Annotated in this window: 18 protein-coding genes; 10 read left to right on the top strand and 8 right to left on the bottom strand. The window is 63.2% G+C overall.

Annotation, left to right across the window (positions count from 1 at the left end; genetic code table 11):
• Nucleotides 1-70: 70 nt before the first annotated feature.
• The gene (locus FJQ55_RS01940; protein ID WP_140826045.1) at nt 71-790 is read left to right on the top strand and encodes a pyrimidine 5'-nucleotidase; all 720 of its coding nucleotides are present in this window, start codon (nt 71-73) and stop codon (nt 788-790) included.
• Nucleotides 791-902: 112 nt separating this feature from the next.
• Nucleotides 903-1,679 (top strand): EF-hand domain-containing protein, encoded by a 777-nt coding sequence (locus tag FJQ55_RS01935; protein WP_140826044.1) that lies wholly within the window; start codon nt 903-905, stop codon nt 1,677-1,679.
• A 38-nt stretch (nt 1,680-1,717) separates the two neighbouring features.
• On the opposite strand, the gene FJQ55_RS01930 is transcribed toward FJQ55_RS01935, so the two are convergent.
• A complete protein-coding gene (locus FJQ55_RS01930; protein ID WP_167507682.1) occupies nt 1,718-2,596 on the bottom strand; it encodes an LOG family protein in 879 nt (292 codons plus the stop codon).
• Between the two features lie 140 nt (nt 2,597-2,736).
• Here FJQ55_RS01930 and dapD point away from each other — a divergent pair, with 140 nt between their 5' ends.
• The 3 genes from dapD (at nt 2,737) to FJQ55_RS01915 (ending at nt 5,528) form a co-directional block, all read left to right on the top strand.
• The gene (gene dapD / locus FJQ55_RS01925; protein WP_140826042.1) at nt 2,737-3,594 is read left to right on the top strand and encodes a 2,3,4,5-tetrahydropyridine-2,6-dicarboxylate N-succinyltransferase; all 858 of its coding nucleotides are present in this window, start codon (nt 2,737-2,739) and stop codon (nt 3,592-3,594) included.
• Nucleotides 3,595-3,751: 157 nt separating this feature from the next.
• The gene (gene dapE / locus FJQ55_RS01920; RefSeq protein WP_140826041.1) at nt 3,752-4,945 is read left to right on the top strand and encodes a succinyl-diaminopimelate desuccinylase; all 1,194 of its coding nucleotides are present in this window, start codon (nt 3,752-3,754) and stop codon (nt 4,943-4,945) included.
• On the top strand, nt 4,932-5,528 hold the full coding sequence (locus tag FJQ55_RS01915; protein ID WP_140826040.1) for a hypothetical protein: 597 nt from the start codon (nt 4,932-4,934) through the stop codon (nt 5,526-5,528). The genes dapE and FJQ55_RS01915 overlap by 14 nt, the downstream gene beginning before the upstream one ends.
• Before the next feature lie 61 nt (nt 5,529-5,589).
• On the opposite strand, the gene truA is transcribed toward FJQ55_RS01915, so the two are convergent.
• From truA to FJQ55_RS01890, 5 genes are all read right to left on the bottom strand, one after another.
• Complete coding sequence (truA, locus tag FJQ55_RS01910) at nt 5,590-6,360, bottom strand: tRNA pseudouridine(38-40) synthase TruA (protein ID WP_140826039.1); 771 nt, start codon at nt 6,358-6,360, stop codon at nt 5,590-5,592.
• Nucleotides 6,360-7,304 (bottom strand): methionyl-tRNA formyltransferase, encoded by a 945-nt coding sequence (gene fmt / locus FJQ55_RS01905; protein ID WP_140826038.1) that lies wholly within the window; start codon nt 7,302-7,304, stop codon nt 6,360-6,362. The genes truA and fmt overlap by 1 nt, the downstream gene beginning before the upstream one ends.
• 48 nt (nt 7,305-7,352) lie before the next feature.
• Entirely contained in the window at nt 7,353-7,865 is a 513-nt protein-coding gene (gene def / locus FJQ55_RS01900) for a peptide deformylase (RefSeq protein WP_140826037.1), read from the bottom strand.
• A 76-nt stretch (nt 7,866-7,941) separates the two neighbouring features.
• On the bottom strand, nt 7,942-9,435 hold the full coding sequence (locus tag FJQ55_RS01895) for a globin-coupled sensor protein (RefSeq protein WP_140826036.1): 1,494 nt from the start codon (nt 9,433-9,435) through the stop codon (nt 7,942-7,944).
• 113 nt (nt 9,436-9,548) lie between these two features.
• Nucleotides 9,549-11,078 (bottom strand): globin-coupled sensor protein, encoded by a 1,530-nt coding sequence (locus tag FJQ55_RS01890; RefSeq protein WP_140826035.1) that lies wholly within the window; start codon nt 11,076-11,078, stop codon nt 9,549-9,551.
• A gap of 283 nt (nt 11,079-11,361) precedes the next feature.
• On the opposite strand from FJQ55_RS01890, the gene FJQ55_RS01885 reads away from it, so the two are divergent.
• The 3 genes from FJQ55_RS01885 to FJQ55_RS01875 all read left to right on the top strand — a co-directional run bounded on the left by FJQ55_RS01885 (nt 11,362) and on the right by FJQ55_RS01875 (nt 16,017).
• Complete coding sequence (locus FJQ55_RS01885) at nt 11,362-12,585, top strand: DNA recombination protein RmuC (RefSeq protein ID WP_140826034.1); 1,224 nt, start codon at nt 11,362-11,364, stop codon at nt 12,583-12,585.
• A 48-nt stretch (nt 12,586-12,633) separates the two neighbouring features.
• Nucleotides 12,634-13,533 (top strand): ribokinase, encoded by a 900-nt coding sequence (locus tag FJQ55_RS01880; RefSeq protein WP_140826033.1) that lies wholly within the window; start codon nt 12,634-12,636, stop codon nt 13,531-13,533.
• A 135-nt stretch (nt 13,534-13,668) separates the two neighbouring features.
• Complete coding sequence (locus FJQ55_RS01875; RefSeq protein WP_140826032.1) at nt 13,669-16,017, top strand: methyl-accepting chemotaxis protein; 2,349 nt, start codon at nt 13,669-13,671, stop codon at nt 16,015-16,017.
• A gap of 91 nt (nt 16,018-16,108) precedes the next feature.
• Here FJQ55_RS01875 and FJQ55_RS01870 read toward each other — a convergent pair whose 3' ends face one another.
• Entirely contained in the window at nt 16,109-17,053 is a 945-nt protein-coding gene (locus tag FJQ55_RS01870; RefSeq protein ID WP_140826031.1) for a nucleoside hydrolase, read from the bottom strand.
• A gap of 144 nt (nt 17,054-17,197) precedes the next feature.
• Between FJQ55_RS01870 and FJQ55_RS01865 the strand changes: the two genes are divergently transcribed.
• Complete coding sequence (locus FJQ55_RS01865) at nt 17,198-17,620, top strand: Hsp20 family protein (RefSeq protein ID WP_140826030.1); 423 nt, start codon at nt 17,198-17,200, stop codon at nt 17,618-17,620.
• A gap of 47 nt (nt 17,621-17,667) precedes the next feature.
• Nucleotides 17,668-17,925, top strand: a complete 258-nt coding sequence (locus FJQ55_RS01860) for a BQ00720 family protein (protein WP_140826029.1) — start codon at nt 17,668-17,670, stop codon at nt 17,923-17,925.
• Between the two features lie 45 nt (nt 17,926-17,970).
• Here FJQ55_RS01860 and trmB read toward each other — a convergent pair whose 3' ends face one another.
• Nucleotides 17,971-18,672, bottom strand: a complete 702-nt coding sequence (gene trmB, locus FJQ55_RS01855) for a tRNA (guanosine(46)-N7)-methyltransferase TrmB (protein WP_140826028.1) — start codon at nt 18,670-18,672, stop codon at nt 17,971-17,973.
• Nucleotides 18,673-18,679 lie beyond the last annotated feature (7 nt).

The raw sequence follows: 18,679 nt of genomic DNA, 5'->3' as shown, positions 1-18,679 counted from the left end.
GACCTATCGACCGCGCGACAGGGCGTTTGCCACCTGTTGCATCCTCTGAGGCATCTGCCATAAGGACCCGATGACCAAACCCGCAAAGCTCCCCTCGCCCGACGATTTCGCCCATGTGCGTGACTGGGTCTTCGACCTCGACAACACGCTCTACCCGCATCACATCAATCTCTTCGCGCAGATCGACACCAACATGACCGCCTTCGTGGCGGAACTGTTGCAGGTCGATCCGGTCGAGGCGAAGGTGCTGCAGAAGCGCTATTACCATGAGCACGGCACGACGCTGGCCGGTCTGATGCTGCATCACAAGGTCGACCCCAACGCCTTTCTCGAAAGAGCCCATGCGATCGATTATTCGGCCCTGCTGCCCGACGAAGCGCTGGGTGCAGCGATCAAGCGGCTGCCGGGCCGCAAGTTCATCTTCACCAATGGCACGGTTGCCCATGCTCAGGATGCGGCTCGCGCGCTCGGCATCCTCGACCACTTCGACGACATCTTCGACATCGTCGCGGCCGATTACGTGCCGAAGCCGGCGGGGTCGACGTACGACAAGTTCGCAAGCCTGAACCGGATCGACACGAAAAAGGCGGCGATGTTCGAGGACCTGCCGCGCAATCTCGAAGTGCCGAAGGCACTGGGCATGAAGACGGTGCTCCTGGTCCCGCGCAATCTGGAGACGGCGCTGCTCGAAACCTGGGAGCGGGTGGAGCATATCGACGGCGACAGCGTCGACTTCATCACCGACGATCTCAGCGGCTTCCTCGGACACGTGCTCGGTGATCAGGCCTAAGCTTAGGGCCAAGCTTACCAAAGTTTCATGCGCCTTACCGATCGTTAAGTAGGCTCAAGCTGCCGCAGACCCTACATTCCTTTCATCGACAGAATCATTGAAAGGACCACAGATGAACGGCAAGACCATCACCCTGGCGACCCTTGCGGCGTCTCTTTTGATCGGCACCGCAGCTGGCGGCGCCTTTGCCCAGGATCGCGGCGACCGGCGCGGCCCGCCCCGCGGCGGCCCGGAAGTCATGTTCGTCCGCATGCTGCAGCAGTTCGATACGAACAAGGACGGCAAGATCGAAAAGGCCGAAGCGACGGCTGCGAGCGAAGCCCTGTTCACGCAGATCGATGCCGACAACGACGGCTCGATCACCCCGGGCGAGATGCGCAAGCATCGCGAGGCGATGCGGGCCGAGATGCAGAAAGCCCGTGCCGAGATGAAGGCTGACGGCAAGCCGGTTCCCGGCGACGAGGCTGCCGCGCCGCCACCGCCGCCGCCAGGTGGCGCACCGGATGACGAAACTGCTGACGGCGGCCCCGGCCCCGGCAACGGTCCGCAGGATATGGCCGAGGCCGAAGACATGGGCGGCCCGCAGGACATGGATGCCATGGGCGGACCCGGCCCGGGCAAGCACCATGACGGCAAGGGTCGCGACGGCAAGCGTCATAGCTGGCACAATGAGCGGGCCGAGCGCGGCGAAGGTCGCGGTGATCGAGGACCTGATGGCATGGGTGGTCCAGCCCGGATGATGCGGGTGGCTGACAAGGACGAAAACGGACAGATCAGCAAGGCCGAAGCAACCGCCATGGGCGAGCGGATGTTCGAGCGCATGGACCGCAACAAGGATGGCGTCATCAGCGTCGACGACCTGCCGAAGCGGCCAATCTTCTTCCGCTGATCGCGACGGACAGGTTCAAACGAGACTGCGGCGGCCCCTTACGGGGCCGCTTCTGCGTCGAGGTCGTAGAAATCGGCGATGATCTGCCAGGCTTCCTCCGCCGTTTCGGCGAAGTGCAGCAGGTCCAGATCTTCCGGGGCGATCGTGCCGAAGGTGGCGAGTGCCTCGAAGTTGATGATGTCGTGCCAGAAGGCTTTCGAGAAGAGGATCAGCGGGATCGGCGCCATACGCTTGGTCTGGATCAGCGTCACGGCTTCAAAGAACTCGTCCAGCGTGCCGAAGCCGCCGGGGAAGATGGTGATCGCCTTGGCGCGCATCAGGAAATGCATCTTGCGGATGGCGAAATAGTGGAAATTGAAGCTGAGCTCCGGCGTGACGTAAGGGTTCGGCGCCTGCTCGTGCGGCAGCACGATGTTGAGGCCGATCGAGGGCGCACCGACATCGGCGGCACCACGATTGCCCGCTTCCATGACGCCCGGGCCGCCGCCGGTCACCACGACATATTCGTGGTAGTCGCTGGCCTTGGACTGGTTGGAGCAGAGCTGGGCGAAGCGGCGGGCCTGGTCGTAATAGATCGAAGCGTTCTCCAGGTTTTTCTTCTGCATGTCGTTCTTCGCCGCCCAGGCAGCCTGACCGGGGGCGGGGATGCGCGCACCGCCGAACATCACCACGGTCGACTTGATGTTGCGCTCGGTGAGGATCATCTCGGTTTTGAGCAATTCCAGCTGCAGGCGCACCGGGCGCAGTTCCTCGCGGCAGAGGAATTCCTCGTCGACATAGGCGAGCGTGTAGGAGGACGAGGCGGATTGCGGCGTGCGCGGGATGACCTTCGCGGTCTGGCGATCGGTGGATGAATCCTTCAGCGGATCCCAGGAGCCGTCCTTGCGCCGATGCTTGCCGTTTTTCAGTCTCGCCATGCTTCTTCCTTTCCGACGCGCAAGGCCGCCAGACGCTGTTTTCATGCAGCGACTTATGCGCTAGAGCTTTGCGCGAATTTTCGATCAGACCCTGATCGCTTCCATCCCCAAGGTTAGACAACGAAGTTTAAGGAATTCAGATGAGCGCCTCCGATCTCACCCAGCTCGAACACGTCATCGAAGCGGCTTTCGAGAACCGCGATACGGTTTCGACCGCCACCAAAGGCGAGATCCGCGATGCCGTCGAGACCGCGCTCGACCTGCTCGACAGCGGCAAGGCGCGCGTTGCGACCCGCGGCGAAGACGGCACCTGGACCGTGCATCAGTGGCTGAAAAAGGCCGTGCTCCTCTCGTTCCGCCTCAATGACATGGAAGTCGTGAAGGGTGGTCCGGGTTCCTCGACCTGGTGGGACAAGGTGCCGTCGAAGTTCGAAGGCTGGGGCGAGAACCAGTTCCGCGCCGCCGGCTTCCGCGCCGTGCCGAATGCCGTCGTGCGCCGCTCGGCCTATATCGCGCCGAACGCCATCCTGATGCCCTCTTTCGTCAATCTCGGCGCCTATGTCGGCGAAGGCACCATGGTCGATACCTGGGCGACCGTCGGTTCCTGCGCCCAGATCGGCAAGCACGTGCATCTCTCAGGCGGTGTGGGCATCGGCGGCGTGCTGGAGCCGATGCAGGCCGGCCCGACGATCATCGAGGACAACTGCTTCATCGGCGCGCGTTCGGAAGTCGTCGAAGGCTGCATCGTGCGCGAAGGCTCGGTGCTCGGCATGGGCGTGTTCATCGGCAAGTCGACCAAGATCGTCGACCGCGCCACCGGCGAAGTGACCTATGGCGAAGTGCCGCCCTATTCCGTCGTCGTCGCCGGTTCGATGGGCAGCGACAAGGTGATGCCGAACGGCGTTGCGGCTCCGCATCTCTACTGCGCCGTGATCGTCAAGCGCGTCGATGCGCAGACCCGCTCGAAGACCGGCATCAACGAATTGCTGCGCGACTAATAATATGACGAGGGCGCCGGTTCCGACCGGCGCCCTTCCCCATCGGTCCGGCTGCGCGACATTTCGGCCGCGGCATGCGAGATGACACCGCCCTGCCCTTGGGCTAAGTCTCGACACGGACGAATTGATCACCGATGCCCAGCCCAGATTGACCGACATGAACGCCAGCAGCCCCGTCGAAGTTCTTCAAGCCCTGATCCGCTGCCCCTCCGTCACGCCGGCCGAAGGCGGAGCGCTCACTGTGTTGGAAGACCTGTTGAAGCCGCTGGGCTTTGCCGTCGACCGGATGGTGGAGCGGGACGTAGATACCCCCGACATCGAGAACCTCTATGCCCGCGCCGGCACCGATGGCCCACATCTGATGTTTGCCGGGCACAGCGACGTGGTGCCGGTGGGCGACGAAGCCGACTGGTCGGCCGGGCCGTTTTCCGGCGAAGTCCGAGACGGCATGCTGTTCGGCCGGGGCGCCGTCGACATGAAGGGCGGCATTGCCTGCTTCATCGCGGCCTATGCGCGGCTGGTGGAGGCCGGGAAGGTGCCGAGGGGCTCGGTGTCGCTGCTGATCACCGGCGACGAAGAGGGCCCGGCGGTGAACGGTACGGTCAAGCTGCTCGAATGGGCGGCCGCGCGCGGCGAGCGCTGGGATGCCTGCCTGGTGGGCGAACCGACCAATCCGGATACGTTGGGCGACATGATCAAGATCGGTCGGCGTGGCTCGGTTTCCGGCACGGTCACGGTGCGCGGCGTTCAGGGCCATGCGGCCTATCCACATCTCGCAGACAGCCCGGTGCGCGGTGCGCTGTCGCTGGCAAAAAGCCTGATGTTCCCAGCCTTCGACGAGGGCACGGAAAACTTCCAGCCGTCGAACCTCGAAGTCACCTCGATCGATGTCGGCAATGCTGCGACGAACGTGATTCCGGCGACGGCCCGCTTCAAGTTCAACATCCGCTTCAACGACCATTGGGATGCGGACAGCGTCAAGGCGGAGATCCTGCGGCGGCTCAATGCCGCTGCCGTCGACCCCGAGCTTCGACCGGGTCGCGCGGCGATCGCCTATGAGATGGTGTGGTCGGAGCGGCCGAGCCATGTGTTCCTGACGCGGAGCAACAGCCTGATCTCGTCGCTGTCCGGTGCCATCGAGACAGTAACGGGCCGGACGCCAAAACTGTCGACGACCGGCGGCACGTCGGATGCGCGCTTCATCAAAGATTATTGCCCGGTGGTAGAGTTCGGTCTGGTGGGGCAGACCATGCATATGGTCGATGAGCGGGTGTCCGTTGCCGACCTGGAAACGCTGACGGTGATCTACCAGACCTTTATCGAGCAGTGGTTTGCCCATGCCGACGCTTAAGGAAATTGAGATCTACCTGAAAGGCTTGTGGCTTCTGCTGCGGCAGGATCCAGCCGGCTTCACCCATCTGGATTTCAGCGATCGGGGCGCTGCGCGCTCCTTCTGGTCGATCGCCTGGTCGCTGCCGGCTATCCTCTTGTCATTTGCCTGGTGGCGCGTGCTGTTTCTTGAAGGTCAGGCCGCCGGGACCAAGGCAGGGCTTCTGTTCTTCTTTCGCCTGACGCTTGTCGAAGCAGCAAACTGGCTGGTGCCGGTGATCCTGCTCGGCGTACTGTGCTGGATGGTGGGCCTGGGGGAGAAATTCGCCTCCCTCGTGGTGGTGACCAACTGGCTGGCGCTGCCCGCCTCCTATGCCTATGGCGTGCTGGTGCTGATCATGATGCTGCTGCCCAGCCTCAGCGGTCTGGTGGCGCTTTTGTGGTTCCTGCTGATGGTGACGCTGATCGCGATCCTCTTCCGGATCGTGCGGATGATCGTCGGGGATCACCTGCTGACCATTTCCACCATCGTGATGGTGGTGCTGGTGCCGTCGATGATCCTTGCGGAACTGCTGGAACGCTATCTCGGCGTTTATCCGGGCTGAGACGCAGGTTCTGACGCGGTACCGGACTGCGAGACCGAGTCGAACTCTTGCGAAAACTTCTTCAGATATCCGGCTGCGGCTCGTCGCCAAGATAATCCACCCGCATGAAATAAAGCCCTTCCGGCGGCGCCACCGGGCCGCAGGCGGCGCGGTCGCGGGCTTCGAGGGCCGCGCGCACATCTGCAGGCGTCATCTTGCCCTCGCCGGCCAGTTTCAGCGTTCCGGCAAAGGAACGGATCTGGTTGTGCAGGAAGCTCTGGGCGCTGGCGCGGATCTCGATGAGGTCACCACGACGGGTGACATCCAGACGGTCGAGCGTGCGGACGGGGCTTGCCGCCTGGCAATGGGCAGAGCGGAAGGTGGTGAAGTCGTGGTGGCCGACGAGCTGCTGGGCGGCCGCGTGCATGGCCTCGTGATCGAGCGACTTCGGCACCCACCAGGCGCGGTTTGCCTCCAGCGCCAAGCGGGCCGGCCGGTTGATGATGCGGTAGAGATAGTGACGGCGGAGCGCCGAAAAGCGCGCGTCGAAATCGTCGGGCGCGGCCTGGACGTCGATGATCGAGACCTGCTCGCCGGCCTGGGCCAGATGGGCGTTCAAAGCATTGCGCAGCTTGTAGGGCACCCAGGCGCGGGAGAGATCGGCATGGATGACCTGACCCATGGCATGCACACCGGAATCGGTGCGCCCGGCGCCTCTGATGACGACGGTTTCGCCGGACAAAGACAGGATCGCAGTCTCGAGGGCCGACTGCACGGAATGGCCATTGTCCTGGCGCTGCCAGCCGACATAGGCGGTGCCATCATACTCCACGATCATGCGGAAGCGAGGCATCAGGCGATCACCGTGCCCTTGGGGAGCGGCGTGCCGCGCAGGAAATCACTGGCGCCTAGCGGCTTTCCGCCGGCCTTCTGAAGACGCACGAGGCTGACGGCGCCCGTCCCGCAGGCGACTGTCATGACATCGTCGAGGATGGTGCCGGGGGCGCCGAGATGGCCGTCTGCTTTTGCCAGATGCGAGGCGAGCAGCTTGACGCGTTCCGGCTTGCCGCCGACCTCGATCTCGGTCCAAGCGCCCGGGAAAGGTGCCAGACCCCGGATATGATCGTGGACCTCGCGTGCTGGGCGGGAGAAATCGACCCGTGTTTCGGCCTTGTCGATCTTGGCGGCATAGAGCACGCCCTCTTCCGGCTGGGCGACGGTTTCGAGCGTACCCTTTTCGAGGAGCGCCATGGCCTCGACCATGGCCTCGGCGCCGACGACGCTCAAGGCATCATGAAGCTCACCGCCGGTCATGTCGGGAGCAATCGTAATCTTGCGGGTGAGCGCGACGGGGCCGGTGTCGAGGCCCTTGTCCATTTTCATCACCATCATGCCGGTCTCGGCATCGCCGGCCATGATCGCCCGCTGGATGGGGGCGGCACCGCGCCAGCGCGGCAGGAGCGAGGCGTGACCGTTGTAGCAGCCGAGCCGTGTACCATCCAGGATCGCCTGGGGCAGGAGCAGGCCATAGGCGACGACAACGGCGACATCGGCATCCAGCGCTGCGAAGGCTTCGCGGTCGGCGGGATCGCGGAAATTCAGCGGGTGGCGAACCTCGATGCCGAGCTCTTCGGCGGCCTGATGCACCGGTGATTTCTGCAGATCGAGGCCACGGCGGCCGCCCGGGCGGGGCGGCTGCGAATAGGCGGCGACGATCTGATGGCCGGCGGCGTGAAGCGCCCTGAGGGTGGCGACGGAGAAGGCCGGCGTCCCCATGAAAATGATGCGCAGTGCCATGTCGGTATCGCCTTCAAGAATGGAGGTCGCGCTGGAGCCCGGCCTCGATCAAATCTTCTGACGGGCAGCCTTGGTGAAGCGCTTGATGACCATCTCGCGCTTCAGGCGAGAGATATGGTCGATGAAGAGCACGCCGTCGAGATGGTCGATCTCGTGCTGCAGGCAGGTGGCGAGCAGGCCATCGGCCTCCGTCGTCACTTCCTTGCCGGTGCGATCAAGCGACGTGACCGTGATGGCGGCTGGACGCTCGACCTCGGCGTAATAATCCGGGATCGACAGGCAGCCTTCTTCATAGGTCGAACGCTCGTCGGACGAGCGGATGATCTTCGGATTGATGAAGACGAGCGGTGTCGGCTCCTCGCCTTCCTTGGCGAGATCGATGACGAGCAGACGGCGCGGCACGCCGACCTGGATCGCGGCGAGCCCGATGCCGGGCGCCTCGTACATGGTCTCGAGCATGTCATCGACAAGCTGGTTCAGCTCGGAATCCACGCGCTCCACGGGTTGAGACACCTGGCGCAGCAGCGGATCGGGCAGGATTATGAGTGGCTTGATGGTCATGAGCCTCCCTTAGCGCAAGATCGAAAGGGAGGAAATCGGAAAATGCACCGAGATCCTCCCGTTTCGCCCCACCCGGTCAGGCGGCCGTGCGGCGCTGCGCCTGGCCTGGCTTGTCGCTGCGGGTGCGGATGTGGCTCATCAGCTCCACCAGGCCGGCGACTTCGGCGCGCAGGCGGCGGGTCTCTTCCGATGTCTGCTCGACCATGCCGCTGTTTTCATGGGTCAGGAGGTCCATGTTGCGGGTCGCCTGGTTCACCTCGTTGAGGCCGGTCGCCTGATCCTTGGCGGCGGTTGCGATATCCGAGACGAAGCTGTCGATGGCATCGATGCGAGCGATGATGTCGCCGAGGACCTCACCCGTGCCGGTGACAAGTTCGACGCCCTGCTTCACCTGATCGGAACTCTGCGAGATCAGTTGCTTGATTTCCTTGGCGGCATCGGCCGAGCGCTGGGCAAGCTGGCGGACCTCTTGCGCGACGACAGCGAAACCCTTGCCGGCATCGCCGGCGCGGGCGGCTTCGACGCCGGCATTCAGCGCCAGAAGATTGGTCTGGAAGGCGATTTCGTCGATGACGCCGATGATCTTGGAAATCTCGGTGGAGGATTTCTCAATGGCATCCATGGCGGTGACGGCGCGGTGGACAACCGTGCCCGAGGTCTTCGCCTGGTGCTGGGTCTCGTGCACGGCAGCCGAGGCGCGCTCGGCATTGGCGGCGGTCTGGCTGACGCTGACGGAGAGTTGCTGGAGGGCTGTCGAGCTCTGCTGGACGCCGGCGGCCTGGCGGGTGGTGCGGCTCGCCAACTCGCTCGACGCATGGGCGATGGCATCGGTGCCACCAAGGATTTCTTCCGAGGCGCGGCGAATGGCGGCGAAGGAGACGTTCAGCTTGTCGACCGTATCGTTATAATAGCCGGCCATTTCCTTGAAATTGTCAGGCAGGTCGGTGGTCATACGGGTTTCGAAATCGCTGCGGGCGAGCGATTCCAGGCCCCGACGCAGGTGTTCCATGGCAATCGCCTGATCGGCCTCGAACCGGGCACGCTCTTCCTCCAGCGCCTTCCGCTTGGTTTCCAGCTCGTCGAGATAGACCGAGATCGCGTAATCCATGTCGAGCATGGCGGCCTTGACGAGGGCCTTCATCTTGTCGGCGAGGGCTTCCGCATGGCGCTTGCCGAAGGGGAAGGGCCAGTGCTTGACGAGCACGCCGGCGAGCAGTTCGCCGACCAGCATCGAATAACCGCCGATATACCAGCGCGGCTCAAGCCCGATGCGGGCATGGGCCTTGCCGACCGCGGTGACGCCTTTCACATAGCTCTCATCGAAATTGCCGTTGGCGACTTTGTCCCAGTGGCCGATCTGGGCTTTCTTGGCGCCGTTCATGTGGCCGCTATCGCGGAAGAAGGCGGCCATTTTCGCGGTCTTGCTGACCTTGGCGTAGAACTTGTCGAGCGCCGGGCCCATGACATCGTGGATGGTCGGACGCAGCTCTCCCAAGGTTTCCCGCGTCTTCTGGTCGATTTCCAGGAAGTCGAGGCGTTCGGACAGGTCGGTGTTCGATTTCTGATGCATGTTACCAACGCGAGGCTGTGAGATTGACGGTCGTCAAACAGACCTGTCACGGTTTCCTAAACAGAAGCTGAACGCCGGGGTGAAATTGTTCCACCTGGACCCGGCGCTGTGGGTCATCCCGCCATCCTCCGATCCGCCGGCTGATCGCGACGAACAGGCGCGTGGCTTATGGCGTGGGCATGAGAGCTATGGATCCGGAAACCCTGGAGGGCGGCGAGCAGGCGTTCGGCTTCTTCCCCGAGCGTCGCAGTCTGGGCCGAGGTCTCCTCGACCATGGCGGCGTTGCGCTGAGTGATCTGGTCCATGGAGGCGATCGAGGTGTTGACCTCGCGCAGGCCGCCGGACTGATCGGCCGCCGCAGCCGCGATGGTGCCGACGATCTGGTTGATTTCGCCGATGCGCACGATGATCTGCTTCAGGGCATCGCCGGCATTGTTGACGAGGCCGACGCCGGAATTGACTTGGGTGGAGCTTTGCGAGATCAGGCTCTTGATCTCGCGGGCGGCATTGGCGCAGCGCTGAGCAAGTTCGCGGACCTCCTGGGCGACGACCGCGAAACCGCGACCGGCCTCGCCGGCACGGGCCGCCTCGACGCCGGCGTTCAGCGCGAGCAGGTTCGTCTGGAAGGCGATTTCGTCGATCACACCGATGATCTTGGAGATGGCGTCGGATGACTTCTCGATAGCCCCCATGGCATCGACGGCGCGGGAGACGACCTGTTCGGAGACGCGTGCCTCGTCAAGGGCGATGCCGACCACCTGGGCGGCCTTCTGGGCGCCATCGGCGGTAAGGGTCACGTTCTGGGTGAGTTCGTGCAGGGCGGCGGTGCTTTCCTCAAGACCTGCCGCCTGCTGCTCGGTGCGCTGGGCGAGGTCATCGGTCGCCTCTGCAATCGCGGAGGTGGATTTGAAGATCTCGTCGGCCGAGCTGCGAACCGTACCGATCGTGGCGCGCAGGGCATCAACAGAGGCGTTGTAGTCGCGTGCCATCTCGGCGAAATTGGCGGGCAAATCGTCGGGCAGTCGGGCTTCGAGGTCACCTGCGGCAAGCTTGGTCAGGACAGCCCGGAGGGCGGCAAGCGCGGTTGCCTGCTCGGCTTCGGCGCGTAGCCTCGTCTCTTCGGCCCGCTTGCGCTCGGCGGCCAGGATGTCGAGATAGACGGAGATGGAGTAATCCATGTCGAGCATGGCGGCCTTCATGACGACGGAAATCTCGTCGGCCAGTTGCGGCGCCTTCTGCCGGCCGAAGCGGCTCGGCCAGCGGTCGCGGGCAACCGCGTGGATCAGCTGTTCGAGCACCAGGGCATAGCCGCCGATATACCAGCGCGGCTCAAGACCGATGCGGGCATGGGCCTTGCCGACCTTAGTGACGCCTTCGACGTAGCTTTCGGTATATTCCGCCGTGCCGACGATGCCCCAATGGTCTTCCTGACGGCTCTTGGCACTGCGGATATGATCCTCGCTGCGGAAAAAGGCGGCGGTTTCGGGGACCTTGCGGATCTTGTCGTAGAAGATCTCCAGCGCGCCACCGATATTGGCACGGATTAAGGGCCCCATGCGACGCAGGGTCTCTCGGCCCCTGTCGTCCAGGCCCAGAAAGCGAAGGCGGTTCTTCAGATCGGAATTGTCACTCGACGGCACCATGGTGATTCTCAGTCCATTGCTGGGGCAACGCAGGATCGCGTCCTTTGACCTCAGAAGACGCTCAATTGGTAAATGTAGAGTTTCTAAAATAACCGAAAGTTGTCTTATATTTTTAACGGCATGGGAGGAGATGCCAGCGATGGGCGCTTTTGCCGGCCTTTCTTGTTATTCATCAATTTTTCAGGGTTAAAAACTTCCAAAGAGGTCGGCCGTGACAGTCGCGGCAGAAGTCGCGTTCACTCTTTGATCTGGTTCCTGAGACCGAATCGGGTATAGTCGGTGAATGAACATCCAAGATATTCCCGCCCTCACCATCGGCTCCGTCACGCTCGGCCCCGGCTTTTTGCTGGCGTTGGCCGCCGTAATCATCGCCTTTCCCATCCTTGCCATCGTCCTTCAATCGACGCGTTCCGCGCGCATGCGTGCACAGATGATGGAGGACGCGTTGCGGCGTGACGAGGCGGCGGAGGCGCGCCTCGCAGAACTCCTGAAGGCGCAGGCCGAAATGCAGGGACGGCTGGCGACCATGGCGGAAGTTTTCGGCAGTCGGCAGGCGGAGCTCAACCAGTCGATCAGCCAGCGGCTGGACGGGATGACGCATCGACTGGGGACCACGATCACCGAGCAGACGAAATCGACCCATGACAACCTGCGCACGCTGCAGGAACGGCTGGCGGTGATCGATGCGGCGCAGAACAACATCCAGTCGCTGGCGAAGGATGTTGTGGGTCTGCAGGCGATCCTCTCCAACAAGCAGACGCGTGGTGCCTTTGGTCAGTCACGCATGGAGACGATCGTGGCCGACGGGCTGCCGATGGGGGCTTACGAATTCCAGACGACGCTGTCGAACGGATCGCGGCCGGACTGCACCATCCGGATGCCGAACAATTCGCCGCCGCTGGTGGTCGACGCGAAATTTCCGCTGGAGGCCTGGAACGCCATTCGCGACGGCGAGACACCGGAGCTGAAGAAGGTGGCGAGCCAGCAGTTTCGCCGCGACATCGAAGTGCACATAAAAGACATCTCGGAGAAATATCTGCTGCCGGGCGAGACGCAGGAAATGGCCTTCCTGTTCGTGCCGTCGGAATCGATCTTTGCGGAGATCCACGAGAATTTCGAGGGCGTGGTGCAGAAGGCGCATCGCCAGCGCGTGGTGATCGTCTCCCCTTCCCTGCTGATGCTGTCGATCCAGGTGATCCAGGCGGTGCTGAAGGACCAGCGGATGCGCGAACAGGCGCATCTGATCCAGGGCGAAGTGATCCGTCTGATGGAAGATTTGGGACGGTTGGACGACCGGACGCGCAAACTGCAGAGCCATTTTCTTGCGGCGCAGAAGGATGTCGAGCAGATCATCACTTCCTCCGACAAGCTGGCGAAGCGCGGGGCGAAGATCGAAGCCATGGAATTCGAGGCGCCGGGTGGTGCCGTCGACGCAACCGATGCTGCGCCTCGGGCGGTGGAAAGCCGCACCGGTCTTCTCAAGCTCAGGGTTGTTGACGAAGACTGACGGGCTGGTCCACAAGAGCGCAACACTGGTTAAGGGAGGCTCGCGCTCATGATCACCGTCTTCGGCTCCATCAACATGGATCTGGTTGCCACCACGCCTCGCCTGCCGGTTCCCGGTGAGACGGTCGCCGGCACGGGTTTTGCCACGGCCGCCGGCGGCAAAGGTGCAAACCAGGCGCTCGCCGCGCGGCGGGCAGGTGCGATCGTGCGGATGGTCGGCGCTGTCGGCCGTGACGAATTCGCCGGACCGGCGATTTCCCTTCTCAAGGAAGCTGGGACCGATCTCTCCGGCGTGAAGACGGTGGACGGGGCGACAGGGACGGCCCTGATCCTGGTTGGCGGCGACGGCGAGAACATGATTGCCGTGGTGGCCGGCGCGAATGGAACGGTCGATTCGGGGCAAGCGAAGGCTGCCGTTGCCGCGCTGAAGGCGGGCGATACGCTGATGCTGCAGCTGGAAGTGCCGGCCCCGGCCGTGGAAGCCGCGCTGATGGCCGCCAAGGGCACTGGCGTACGAACGATCCTCAACCTGGCGCCGCTGACGGCGGAAGCCGCAACGCTGGCGAAGCTCGCGGATATCGTGATCGCCAATGAGACCGAGTTCGAGCTGCTGGCCGGACGGCAAGGCTTGAGTGCTGCCGAGCGGGAAGAGACCGCGCTTGCCATGCATCGGGAGACCGGCCAAGTTCTGATCATCACGCTTGGCGCTGCCGGCGTGATCGCGGTCGAGGGCGGCACGCTTCACAGGGCAAAGGGTCTGAAGATCGAGCCTGTCGATACGGTCGGCGCCGGCGATACCTTCTGCGGTTATTTTGCCGCGAGTCTGGATGCAGGACTCGACTTCGATCTGGCGCTGCGGCGGGCTGCCGTTGCGGGATCACGTGCCTGCCTGAAGGCCGGGGCGCAGCCGGCTATCCCTGTTTCGGGCGAAGTCGAGCGGGCAATCTGATCTCTTCTTAGCGGCCCATTAAGTTATGGCGATTTAACGTGAGGCGACCTCATGTCCGGCCGCGGCTGGACAGGCTGCGCCATGATCGCGCGGACCGCATGCCGATGCAGAGTGACCTCTCCTCCAGGATCTGCCATGTTCGCCCTGTTTTCTCGATCCATCGCTATCAAGCTGCTGGTTGTTACCGGCGCAGCGATCGGCCTCGTGCTCTTCGTTTCCAATCTCGTTCTCATTTCCCAGACGCGGGACCGCGTCCATGCGCTGATCATGCAACAGGCCGATGCCGAGGCGAAGTCGATCGCCCGCGAAGTCGCCGGCAATATCGGCGAGCTTGCAAGTGCCGCGCGCCTGATGTCGGGCGTGATCGGCCGCGGCCATGAAGGCAAGTCCTTCGACCGCATGGGGATTACCAATATCCTGAAGGCGAATCTGGAGCAGAATCCCTTCGCATTCGGTAGCTGGATGGCCGAGGAGCCCGGGGCGATCGATGGCCGGAAAGACGAAATCAAGGGGCAGACCGATCTGGGTGCCAATGCCGACGGCATCTATACCCCCTACTGGTCGAAGGACCGCAACGGGGCGATCCAGTACTCGACTTTTGCGGCCAAGTACGACGCCGAATGGTATGCGCTCGCCGCGAAGAGCGGCAAGGGCGCGATCACGGCGCCTTATCTTGCCGAAGGCACCGACGTGCCGACGACGATGAGTTCGATTGCCTATCCTGTCTTCTCCGGCGGCAAGATGATCGGTGTCAGCGGCGTCGACATTTCGCTTCTCTCCCTTTCGGACAAGCTGAAGGCCCTGAAACCCTTCGAGACCGGGCGCGTGCTGCTGGTTGGACAGGGCGCGCAGTGGCTGGTCGCACCGAATGACGATCTTCTGATGAAGCCCTATGAGGCCGAGGGCGCCGATGCGGTCAAGACCGCGATCAACAGCGGCAAGGGCAGCGTGCTGAGCAACCTTGGCGGCGAAGACGGCGAAAGCTTCGATCGCCTGCTCTACCCCTTCGAAGTGCCTGGCGTGAACGCGACCTGGACCGTCATCGTGGACATTCCGCACGCGGCAATCAGCGCACCGGTCAAGGCGCAGACGACGATGATGATCATCGGTGGCCTGGTGATGCTTGCGGCCGTGATGATCGCGCTGTTCCTTGCGGTGCGTTCGCTTGCGCAGCGGCCGTTGCACGGGCTGGTCGGCGACGTGGAGCGCATGTCGAAGGGCAATTACGAGACCGATGTTTCCAACCAGGACCGGCTGGACGAAATCGGCATGGTGGCAAAGGCACTCGATGGCTTCCGCCATCGCCTCGCCGAAAGCCACATGCTGGCGGCAGAAGCGGAGGCGCAGCGCAGCGCTGCGGAAGGCGAGCGCCGGCGCAACGAGCAGGACCGCAATGCGTCGGCTGCGACCCAGCAGCATGTGGTGGCAGCCCTCGGCAATGGTCTTGCCCAGCTGTCGCAGGGCAACCTTACCTATCGCCTGCCGGATGAATTCCCGGGCGAATATGCGGCGCTGAAGCGCGACTTCAACGATGCTGTCGCAACGCTCGAACAGGCGATCGCTTCCGTGAATTCCGGTGTGGTCAACATCAGTGCCGGCACAGGCGAGATTTCCGAAAGTGCGGCGGACCTCGCCAAGCGCACCGAGCAGCAGGCGGCGAGCCTGGAAGAGACGGCGGCAGCGCTCAACGAGCTAACCGAACAGGTCAATTCCAGCGCCGACAATGCCGGTGTCGCGGCCAATACCGTCAGCATCGCCGTCAAGGACGCCGAGGCATCCGGTGAAGTCGTGCGCAAGGCCGTTGCCTCGATGCAGGGCATCGAACAGTCCTCGATGGAAATTTCGCGGATTATCGGCGTCATTGACGAAATCGCCTTCCAGACGAACCTCCTGGCGCTCAATGCCGGCGTCGAGGCTGCCCGCGCAGGGGAAGCCGGCAAGGGTTTTGCCGTCGTTGCCCAGGAAGTGCGCGAACTGGCGCAACGCTCGGCGACGGCAGCAAAGGAGATCAAGGCGCTGATCAACGCGTCCGGCGCCCAGGTGAAGGATGGCGTGCAACTCGTCGGCCAGGCCGGCGAGACCCTGCAGAAGATCTCCGATCAGGTCATGCAGATCAACGGGCTGATCCGGCAGATCTCGGCTTCGGCGAGCGAACAGGCTTCGGGCCTGAAAGAGGTCAATTCTGCCGTCAACCAGATGGACCAGGTGACGCAGCAGAACGCCGCGATGGTGGAAGAAACGACGGCGGCCAGCATGGCGCTGCGCGGGGAGTCCGACAACCTGCGTACACTTGTGGCGCGCTTCCAGGTGAGCGGCAACGCGCAGCCGGGAGCAGCCCTCAGGGCCACGGCCGAGGCGATGCGCCAGCCTTCCAGGCCCGCAGCAACGGCGACCACCCGCGCTCCGGCCTACCAGCCGACGCCGCGCAAGGTGGCCGCGGCCGGTGGCGGCGCATCCGGCGGCGACAGCTGGGAAGAATTCTGAGGTCTTCCGAAGGCTTTCCCACAAACATAAAGGGTCGCCAGCGATGGCGACCCTTTTCCATTTCGGCCAAGGCCGTTGCGCGAAAGCGCGTTCAGAGACGGGCGAAACGCTCGATGAGCAGGTCGAAGAAGCCGTCGGCATCGACGTTGCGCATGACCTGGACGTTCGGCTTGCGGCCGGACACGCGCCACCAATCGACGACGGTCATGCCGACCGTCAGTTCGGATTGCAGCTCGATCTCGACGTTGCAGTGGCGTCCGCTGAAGAGTTCCGGCTTCAGAAGGTAAGCGATGACAGTCGGATCATGCAGCGGACCACCGTCAGACCCGTATTTCTCCTCGTCGAAGCGTTCGAAGAACTGCAGCCATTCGACCATGGTTGCGGCCGGCCTGGTGCCGATTTCGGCGATGCGGGCGACGCGGGCCTTGGTGGTCATCAACTGGTGGGTGACGTCGAGCGGCATCATGGTGACGGGGATGCCGGAACCGACGACAGCGGCTGCGGCATGGGGATCGACGTAAATGTTGAATTCGGCGGCAGGCGTAATGTTGCCGCCTTCGAAGAAGCCGCCGCCCATCATCACCAGTTCCTTCACGCGGGGCGCGATGTCCGGTGCCTTCTGGAGAGCGAGCCCGATATTGGTGAGCGGGCCGAGCGTGCAGAGCGTGACGGATCCTTCCGGCTCGCGGCGGATGGTATCGATGATGAAATCGACCCCGTGCTGCGGTTGCACCTTCATCGTCGGTTCCGGCAGGACCGCGCCGTCGAGGCCGGTCTTGCCATGCACATGCTCGGCGGTGACAAGGGGGCGTACCATCGGCCGCTCGGCGCCTTCATAGACGGCGCGATCCTGCTGGCCGCAGAGTTCGCAGACGATACGGGCGTTGCGGCTCGTATAGGAGAGCGGCACATTGCCGGCGACCGTCGTGATGCCGAGAAGGTTCAGTTCGTCCGGGCTTGCAAAGGCGAGCATGAGGGCCGCTGCATCGTCCTGGCCGGGATCCGTGTCGATAATGATTTTGCGGGGGTCTGTCATGGGATGTCCTGATAGCGAAAGCGCGAGGCTTGGCGATCCGAATGGCGTTTGTCAAGCATTCGACCGCTTGTCGCGCCGCACGACACTCCCCATATTCGGGCGGAGAAAAACCGGCTTCGGCCGGTTGCGCAAACAGAGGATCAGATGAGCCGAAGCCGACTTCCCGCCGAGGGGTTGATCATCACCTTCAGTCTCGCCGAGGGCGTTCCGCTCCGGCGGCCACGCGGAAGCGACGGCTATCCGCCGTATGACATCGAACGCCTGCCCTCCGACAAGGGACAGGACCGGCTGCGAATCACGCTTGCGGTCGCGGGCTTCGGCGAGGACGAACTGGACGTGACGATCGAGGGCGGGCAGCTTTCGATCACCGGCAAGCAGGCCGAACGGGAAGAGCAGGATTTTCTCTTCCGCGGCATCGCGGCACGCCAGTTTCAAAGGGTTTTCGGGCTGGAAGACGGCATGGAAGTGACGGGCGCCAGCCTGCGCAACGGACTGCTCTCGATCGACATCATCCGCATGGCACCGGTCCATCTGGTACGGAAAATTAACATCTCGGCCGCAGAATGAGGGGTGCGGCATGGTTTGCCGCCTCTCCCCCAATGTGGAGGCTCGGAATGTTACTGAAAGAAGCTTCAGCGCGCCTGACGCAATCCGAACTGGCTCATCTCGGAGCCGGCGAAGTGGGCTATATTCGCAAGATGAAATCCGACGAGGTGACGCGCTGTTTTCCCGAAGCGCCGGAGATCGACCCGACGCTCGATCTGTGGGCCCTGTTTGCCGCCGACGGCACGCCGATCCTTTTGACCGACAATCGCTCGAGCACCTTTTTCAAGGCGGCCGAGGACGATCTGAAGACCGTTTCGCTGCACTGAGCGGCATGACGTATGGAAAGAGCGTCAGCGCAGGCTGACGCTTCATCAGCGCCGGATGAAGGTGAGATAGGCCGAGGAACGGCCTTCGCGGCGGGCCTTGGCCTCGTAGCGCGTGCCCGGCCAGCCGTCATAGGGCGTCAGCCAGTCGGTCGAATTGCGCGCCGTCCATTCGAAGCCCCCGTGATCGCGGCAATGCTGCAGCGTCCAATTGACATAGGTGTCGATATCGGAGGCGAAGCAGAAGGTGCCGCCCGGTTTCAAGACCTTATGGAAACGTTCGAGATTGACCTGGGAGACGAAACGCCGCTTCCAGTGGCGCTTCTTCGGCCAGGGATCGGCATAAAGCAGATCGATCTGGTCGATCTGGCCTTCCGGCAGCCAATCGAGCAACTGCGTCGCGTCGTCGTCGTAGACCCGGATGTTCTTCAGACCTTCAGCCTCCACGACGGCCAAGAGCTTTGCCATGGAGTTGACGAAGGGCTCGACCCCGATGAAGCCGGTCGACGGGTTGGTGCGGGCTCGGTGAACGAGGTGCTCGCCACCGCCGAAGCCGATTTCGAGGCGGATCTTCTCCACGGGCAAGGGAAAGAGCGATTTGAGGTCAGCAGGGACGGCAGAGTTCAGGTCAACCTTGAGCTCGGGCAGGATGGTTTCCATGCGCCCAACCTGCTGCTCGCGCAACGGTTTGCCCTTGCGTCGACCGAAGAAGGCTTCGGTCGACCTCGTCTTGCGTTCCGCGTCCGTCATGTCACCT

Source organism: Rhizobium glycinendophyticum (assembly GCF_006443685.1).
In the GTDB taxonomy this organism is placed as follows: Bacteria; Pseudomonadota; Alphaproteobacteria; order Rhizobiales; family Rhizobiaceae; genus Allorhizobium; species Allorhizobium glycinendophyticum.
The sequence above is the reverse complement of the archived record's forward strand: the minus strand, read 5'-3'. Positions and strand labels throughout refer to the sequence as shown.

Bases quoted from the DNA above. Each gene is read 5' to 3' on its own strand.
- FJQ55_RS01860 (WP_140826029.1), top strand. From the start codon at position 17,668: ATGTTACTGAAAGAAGCTTCAGCGCGCCTGACGCAATCCGAACTGGCT.
- FJQ55_RS01930 (WP_167507682.1), bottom strand. From the start codon at position 2,596: ATGGCGAGACTGAAAAACGGCAAGCATCGGCGCAAGGACGGCTCCTGG.
- FJQ55_RS01875 (WP_140826032.1), top strand. From the start codon at position 13,669: ATGTTCGCCCTGTTTTCTCGATCCATCGCTATCAAGCTGCTGGTTGTT.
- FJQ55_RS01940 (WP_140826045.1), top strand. From the start codon at position 71: ATGACCAAACCCGCAAAGCTCCCCTCGCCCGACGATTTCGCCCATGTG.
- FJQ55_RS01935 (WP_140826044.1), top strand. From the start codon at position 903: ATGAACGGCAAGACCATCACCCTGGCGACCCTTGCGGCGTCTCTTTTG.
- FJQ55_RS01895 (WP_140826036.1), bottom strand. From the start codon at position 9,435: ATGCATCAGAAATCGAACACCGACCTGTCCGAACGCCTCGACTTCCTG.
- FJQ55_RS01870 (WP_140826031.1), bottom strand. From the start codon at position 17,053: ATGACAGACCCCCGCAAAATCATTATCGACACGGATCCCGGCCAGGAC.
- dapE (WP_140826041.1), top strand. From the start codon at position 3,752: ATGAACGCCAGCAGCCCCGTCGAAGTTCTTCAAGCCCTGATCCGCTGC.
- def (WP_140826037.1), bottom strand. From the start codon at position 7,865: ATGACCATCAAGCCACTCATAATCCTGCCCGATCCGCTGCTGCGCCAG.
- FJQ55_RS01880 (WP_140826033.1), top strand. From the start codon at position 12,634: ATGATCACCGTCTTCGGCTCCATCAACATGGATCTGGTTGCCACCACG.
- FJQ55_RS01865 (WP_140826030.1), top strand. From the start codon at position 17,198: ATGAGCCGAAGCCGACTTCCCGCCGAGGGGTTGATCATCACCTTCAGT.
- trmB (WP_140826028.1), bottom strand. From the start codon at position 18,672: ATGACGGACGCGGAACGCAAGACGAGGTCGACCGAAGCCTTCTTCGGT.
- dapD (WP_140826042.1), top strand. From the start codon at position 2,737: ATGAGCGCCTCCGATCTCACCCAGCTCGAACACGTCATCGAAGCGGCT.
- FJQ55_RS01885 (WP_140826034.1), top strand. From the start codon at position 11,362: ATGAACATCCAAGATATTCCCGCCCTCACCATCGGCTCCGTCACGCTC.
- FJQ55_RS01890 (WP_140826035.1), bottom strand. From the start codon at position 11,078: ATGGTGCCGTCGAGTGACAATTCCGATCTGAAGAACCGCCTTCGCTTT.
- FJQ55_RS01915 (WP_140826040.1), top strand. From the start codon at position 4,932: ATGCCGACGCTTAAGGAAATTGAGATCTACCTGAAAGGCTTGTGGCTT.
- fmt (WP_140826038.1), bottom strand. From the start codon at position 7,304: ATGGCACTGCGCATCATTTTCATGGGGACGCCGGCCTTCTCCGTCGCC.
- truA (WP_140826039.1), bottom strand. From the start codon at position 6,360: ATGCCTCGCTTCCGCATGATCGTGGAGTATGATGGCACCGCCTATGTC.